Genomic DNA, 6,125 nt, shown 5'->3' on the forward strand with positions numbered 1-6,125 from the left:
GGTCCGTACCGGCTCGGTCGACGGGCCGATTGTCGGCCACGCGTTCATGGAGCAGGCCAACCAGTTCACCCTGTACCAGGGTGTCGTTCCCGGGTAGAGACTGCGGCCGCCTCACTTGTCCCGTACCGGACGCGTGAGGCGGTGGCTTGAAGGGTGAACGAACGCCTTAGCGACATCCAGTGATCGGACGCGGCCTTGTCTTCGCCCGCGAGTTCGGGCAATCACATCGAGGTGACGACGCGTACACGGTGGCCAACGGCGATCGACTCCCGAGAGATGGCTCCAGCGATCGGAGACACAAGGAATGCGATCAAAGCAGCAACGTCGGAGGGCCGGGCCCCTCTCTCCCCCCGGAGACGGACGCATCGTCGCGGGCATCCAGGACGAAACCCCACTCCCGCTTCGCGACGCAACCACTGCAACGGCACCTTCCACCCAGAGACCACATATGCCCGGGACCAATCCCAATGGCCAGTGCGCTCGGCCAGCGACCGTAAACCGACCTCCCCCATCGGTGTGACGGGTCTTCCCCCGGTGCGAGAATGTCTGCATGCTCACCTTCCTGGAGACTGAACGACTTCTGCTCCGGCAGTTCACCCCCGACGATGCGGAGCTACTCGTGGAACTGGACAGCGATCCGCGGGTGATGCGGTACATCACCGGCGGTATCCCCACCCCCCGGGGCGAGATAGAAGGCGACTTCCTCCCGGCATTCCTCGACTACTACCAGCGCTTTCCCGGCTACGGGTTCTGGGCCGCGATCGAGAAGACGACCGGGGAATTCCTCGGCTGGTTCCACTTCCGGCCAGGCCCCGACGATCCACAAGATCAGCCGGAACTGGGCTACCGGTTGCGCCACGCGGCCTGGGGAAAGGGGCACGCGACGGAGGGATCGCGGGCGCTGATCGCCAAGGGGTTCACCGAGTTCGGGGTGCAGCGGGTTGTAGCCTCGACCATGGCAGTCAACACGGCCTCCCGAAGGGTGATGGAGAAATCCGGGATGCGCCTCGTGCGGGCCTTCGTCGCCGACTGGCCGGTGTCCGTTCCGGGCGAAGAGCACGGCGACGTCGAGTACGCGATCACCCGAGATGAATGGGAGGCTGACGATTCCCGCCTTCGCCTCCAGTGACCCGCCCGTATCCGCGCGCGGCCGAGGTTGCCCTTCAGCAGGTTCAGTGCCCGCCGCGCGGAAACCAGTTCGAAGGCTTCGATGCTTCCGTCGCGGTCCTCGCCAGCCAGGCGCACCCAGTGTTCGGGAGCAGGGGTTGAGGTCATGCGGACATCCCTGGTCATGGTCATTCGTTACTTGGTGGGCGTTTGGACGGGCAGCTGCAGGTAGGAGGCGTGCTCTCCGCCGGTGTGGATAACGTGCGTTCCGCTGTTGGCGCCTAAGGATTCGTTTATGCCCGGCATCAGCGTGCCGAGCAGGTTCCGGGAGCTGATGATGAAGCGGAGTTGTTCTCCAGGATGGAAGGAGAGGCCGATCGGGAACAGGTCGATGTCGATGGCCACGATTTCCCCGGCCGACAGCTTCTGGACCCGGTCGAAGCTGTGGGCGGGCACGTCGTCGGTCGAGAGTGCCTCGTCGAGGTGGCGGGCAGAGACACGAAGCCGCCCGTCGGAGCCCTTGTAGCGCAGGATCGTCGCCCCATGATCGGTGAGGTCATGTGCCATGGCGCTGTGGTTGGGGACGGTGAATGCCTGTAGCGGCGTTCCGTACGCGTCGAGCTTCTGCACGAGGGCGAACAGGTCCATGTCGTCAGCGCCTCGCGCCTCGACCCAGAGGTGCGCCTTCGGGTAGCCGACCAGGACGGTCTCCTGCTCGAAGCGGGTAAGGAAGGACACCGCGTTCGGGTTCGAGTCGACGTCGTACGCCGCTTCCGCCGCGGCGGCCGGGGCGGTCGTCGTCAGGGTCCGGGAGCGGCCGTCCAGGTAGTACTTCGTCGATGCGATGTCCGCGGGCGGGAACATGTCGGCGGCGACGCCGACTTGGTCGCCGCCCTCGAGGTCGAGAACGGAGTAACGGACGCGGGGCGTTCGCTCCCACCCGTTGTCCTGATCCTTGAGGTAGTGGTCGAAGAAGCGGCGCAGGTCTTCCACGTTCGCTTCGTCGTAGTAGTCCGGCCATTCCTGGCTGTTGTGGATCCTCAGCCATTTCTCTTCCGAAGCGATGCGCCGCCAGGCGCGGAATGTCCCGGCGGTGTGGAGGGTGTTCGAGTAGCTGGCCACGATGTACGCCGGGACGGTGATCTTGCCGAAGTCGGGGATTTTGTGTTCCCAGAGGTCGGTCATCAGCGGGTAGTGCTCGACTTCGGAGAGGATGTCTTCCTTCCGGTTTTTGCCGAAGAAGCTGCCTTMCTGGAGTTGCTGGGCGAAGCCGATGTCTGGCATTCCGCCCCGCATCACCAGGTCGCGGTAGACGTCGCTGACGCCTTCCCACGGGTTGATCGCCGCCAGGTGCGGGGGCTGTTCTGCGGCGGTGAACCACTGGGATACCGCGAGGTAGGAGGTCCCGCTCATGCCCACCTTGCCGGAGCACCACTGCTGCCCGGCGAGCCATTCAATCAGGTCGTAGCAGTCCCGGCCTTCCTGCCGGTCCCACAGCACGCTGTCCCCGTCGGAGTCCACCACGCCCCGGATGTCCGGGTTGCAGATCGCGTAGCCCCGGGCGCACCAGTATGCGGGATCCGGTGCCTCGAACTTCTCCAGACCGGACACGATGCCGTTGTCCAGGCCAACCAGCCCGAACACGCCCATGACACTAAGGGATGTGCCTTGACCCTTGCCGTAGGGACTCCACGCCACGATCACCGGCACCTGCTCAGAACCCGCGGGGCGGAAGATATCGACGTAAATCGTGACTCCGTCCCGCAACTGAACCGCGACGTCCTTCTCGAACACCACATCGACCGGCAGGGCGCGGAACTGCGGCGCAATCCGGAACCCTGCCTCGAGTGTCCGGGTCCCGGGTTCGAACGCGGTCAGCACCCCGGTTCTTGCAGCGGGCAGCGGATGGGATGGTACGAACATCTTCTGGTCATCGCTCATGGCGAGCTCCTTTGGTCAGGTCAGCCCTCCGGGGCTTGCGTCCAAGCGAGCCTACGTCCGCCAGTTCGGAAACTCAACACCTGTTGAGAAAAGCAGTATCGGTTGCTAGGTTTGGCTTATGACCCAGCAGAAGGAATCCCTGCCGAAAGCGCGGCGCGGCCGCAGGCCCGGGACCGGGAGCACCAGACAGGCGGTGCTCGACGCTGCCAGGGCCCGGTTCGCCACTGACGGTTTCGGCGCGACGACGATCCGGCGTGTCGCCGCCGATGCCGGCGTGGACGTGTCCCAGGTGATGCAGTTCTTCCGCTCCAAAGACGAGCTGTTCGCGGCCGTGATGTCCGTCCCAGCCTCGGCCCTTGAAAGGTTCAACACGGCTTTCGAGGGGCCCGACGAGCATCTTGGGGAACGCGTCGTCCGCGCCTACCTCGACGCCTGGGAAGGCCCCGCCACGGATTCCGAACCATTGATGGCCATGCTCCGTGGTGCGATCGTCAATGACCAGGCAAGCGCACAACTGCGTGAGTTCATCCAATCCCGCCTGCTGCACGGCACCATCGGCCGCAGCGATGCCGATGCCGCTCTCCGGGCTGGACTCGCCTCATCGATGCTGGTGGGTATCGTCACCAGCAGGCGGATCATCGGTGTGCCTGTGCTGGTCGATGCGGACACGGAGAAACTRGTGGCGACCGTGGCTCCGGCGATCCAGCAGATCTTGGTCGGCGCACCCTCCCAGACCGGCGGGATCGAGAAGGGCACCGGCGCGTGACTGCCATTGAAAGTCATGTCACATAGGACTCGTGGGCTGCATGAACTCGTGTTAGCTGAAATAGGCAGGTAGGGGCCCAGCCACCAGCAACGGCATCAGGTGTATACGGGCATGGACACTGTCCGGAATGTGGCCCGAATATTCAAATGAACGCGCGCACCCAACGGTTCACTTGACAATATTTCTGAGTCAACTCAAACTTGAGTAGACTCATTTTTCACCAAGCCTTACGTCATAGAGGAGCACCACGCCATGAGGGCATTCGTCGTCACCAAGTACAAGGAGCCGCTGCGCGCAGCAGACGTCCCTGAGCCGACCGTCGGCGAGCGCGATGTGCTGGTCCAGGTCCACGCAGCTGGCCTCAACCAATTGGACGAAAAGATCCGCCTGGGTGAGTTCAAGCAGATCCTCCCTTACAAGCTCCAGCTGATCCTTGGCAACGATGTCGCCGGCACAGTCATCCGCGTCGGGGCGAAGGTGCGCGGCTTCAAACCCGGTGACGAGGTCTACGCCCGACCCGACAAAGACCGCATCGGCACGTTCGCCGAGCGCATCGCCATCACCGAGACCGACCTGGCACTGAAACCCGCATCGATCAGCATGGAGGAGGCCGGCTCACTACCGCTGGTTGCACTTACGGCGTGGCAGGCCCTCGTTGAGCAAGGCAAAGTAGGGCCGGGGCAGAAAGTTCTCATTCACGCCGGGGCCGGCGGGGTCGGGTCGATCGCGATCCAACTCGCCAAGCACCTCGGCGCGACCGTCGCGACCACCGCAAGTGCCTCCAACGCCGACTTTGTGCGCGACCTCGGCGCGGACACTGTGATCGACTACCGTACGCAGGACTTCGAACAGCTCCTCGCCGGCTACGATCTGGTGCTCGACAGCCTCGGAGGGGAGAACCTCGTGAAGTCACTGCGCATCCTCAAGCCCGGCGGGAAGGCGATCGGAATCGCCGGTCCGCCGGACCCGACGTTCGCGCGCAAAGCCGGTCTCAACCCTGTGCTGCGCCTGGCCATCGCGGGGCTCAGCAGCAGGATCCGGCGGCAGGCGAAGAAGCTCGGCGTCAGCTACGAGTTCCTCTTCATGCGTGCCAGCGGCGACCAGTTGCGCCAGATCACCGCCCTGGTTGACGACGGCGTGCTGCGCCCGGTCGTAGGGCAGGTCTTCGACTTCGCGCAGACCCCACAGGCGCTCGAGTCGCTKGCCGAGGGCGGCCTCCGCGGCAAAGCCGTCGTCACCCTTCCCTCCTGAGCCGCCGGCAGCCATTCACCTCACAGACCACTTAGAGGACTACCAGCATGAGCAGCTTTGACACCCCGAACGGCTCCGTCGTCACCTCGTACGCGAAGGCCACCACACGCTCCATCACTTCAGGTGGCGCCACATACGCCTACCGCGAACTGGGGCCCAAGACCGGCATCCCCGTCGTGTTCTTCGTGCACCTTGCCGCGACTCTGGACAACTGGGACCCGCGCATCATCGAGCCCATCGCGAAGAACCGCCACGCCATCACCTTCGACCAGCGCGGTGTCGGCGCCTCCACCGGGCAGGTTCCCGACAGCGTCGAGGCGATGGCCGACGACGCCTACACCTTCATCAAGGCTCTCGGGTTCGACCAGGTCGACGTCTTCTCCTTCTCAATGGGCGGCATGATCGCCCAGGACCTGGTCCTCAAGCATCCCGACCTCGTCCGCAAGCTCGTGCTGGCTGGTACCGGACCGCGGGGCGGCAAGGACATCGACAAGGTCGTCGGCACCACCTACTGGGACGTCCTACGCGCGACCCTGACGCGCTCGGACCCGAAGGAGTTCCTGTTCTTTAACCGCAACGCGACCGGCAAGCCGGCCGCGAAGGCGTTCATCAAGCGCTTGCAGGAGCGCACTGTCGACCGCGACAAGCCGATCAGCACCAAAGCCCTCCAGACTCAGCTGAAGGCAATCCGGAAGTTCGGCCGCTCCGCGCCGTCGGACCTGTCAAGGCTCACCCACCCCACCCTCATCGCCAACGGCGACAACGACCGCATAGTGCCGTCGGTCCTGTCCGGGGACCTGCACCGGCGCATCAAGGGATCCGAGCTGATCATCTACCCCGACTCGGGCCACGGCGGAATCTTCCAGTTCAACGACAGGTTCTCCCCCGTCGCCGTAGAATTCCTCGCCCACTGACCAGCACCTACCTGACAAGATCCCGCCAACAGAGCAGAGAGCCGCTGTGGCTGTGCCCGCCCGTGAATACGGGCGGGCACAGCCGTTGGCGTGACTATCCCGGCATGTGACGTGAAGGCCAAAGCACCAGGCGATCGATTCGGGTG

5 protein-coding genes are annotated in these 6,125 nt (G+C 64.5%); 4 read left to right on the forward strand and 1 reads right to left on the reverse strand.

The window, feature by feature from the left end; all coding sequences use genetic code 11:
• The first annotated feature begins 550 nt into the window (after positions 1-550).
• Positions 551-1,129, forward strand: coding sequence for a GNAT family N-acetyltransferase (locus AC1D1S_RS18445; protein WP_028276648.1), 579 nt, complete (start codon positions 551-553; stop codon positions 1,127-1,129).
• 173 nt (positions 1,130-1,302) lie between these two features.
• Here the strand turns inward: AC1D1S_RS18445 and AC1D1S_RS18450 are convergent, their stop codons facing one another.
• Entirely contained in the window at positions 1,303-3,048 is a 1,746-nt protein-coding gene (locus tag AC1D1S_RS18450) for a CocE/NonD family hydrolase (protein WP_476995135.1), read from the reverse strand.
• Between the two features lie 118 nt (positions 3,049-3,166).
• On the opposite strand from AC1D1S_RS18450, the gene AC1D1S_RS18455 reads away from it, so the two are divergent.
• The 3 genes from AC1D1S_RS18455 to AC1D1S_RS18465 all read left to right on the forward strand — a co-directional run bounded on the left by AC1D1S_RS18455 (position 3,167) and on the right by AC1D1S_RS18465 (position 5,979).
• Positions 3,167-3,814, forward strand: coding sequence for a TetR/AcrR family transcriptional regulator (locus tag AC1D1S_RS18455; protein WP_459384584.1), 648 nt, complete (start codon positions 3,167-3,169; stop codon positions 3,812-3,814).
• Positions 3,815-4,066: 252 nt separating this feature from the next.
• Entirely contained in the window at positions 4,067-5,065 is a 999-nt protein-coding gene (locus AC1D1S_RS18460; RefSeq protein ID WP_476995136.1) for an NADP-dependent oxidoreductase, read from the forward strand.
• Between the two features lie 47 nt (positions 5,066-5,112).
• Positions 5,113-5,979, forward strand: coding sequence for an alpha/beta fold hydrolase (locus AC1D1S_RS18465; protein ID WP_476995137.1), 867 nt, complete (start codon positions 5,113-5,115; stop codon positions 5,977-5,979).
• Positions 5,980-6,125 lie beyond the last annotated feature (146 nt).

It is taken from the genome of Arthrobacter sp. P1_A5 (assembly GCF_056406825.1).

What these genes read in the sequence shown, in the direction of transcription:
- AC1D1S_RS18465 (WP_476995137.1), top strand. Translation starts at nt 5,113, where the DNA reads ATGAGCAGCTTTGACACCCCGAACGGCTCCGTCGTCACCTCGTACGCG.
- AC1D1S_RS18445 (WP_028276648.1), top strand. Translation starts at nt 551, where the DNA reads ATGCTCACCTTCCTGGAGACTGAACGACTTCTGCTCCGGCAGTTCACC.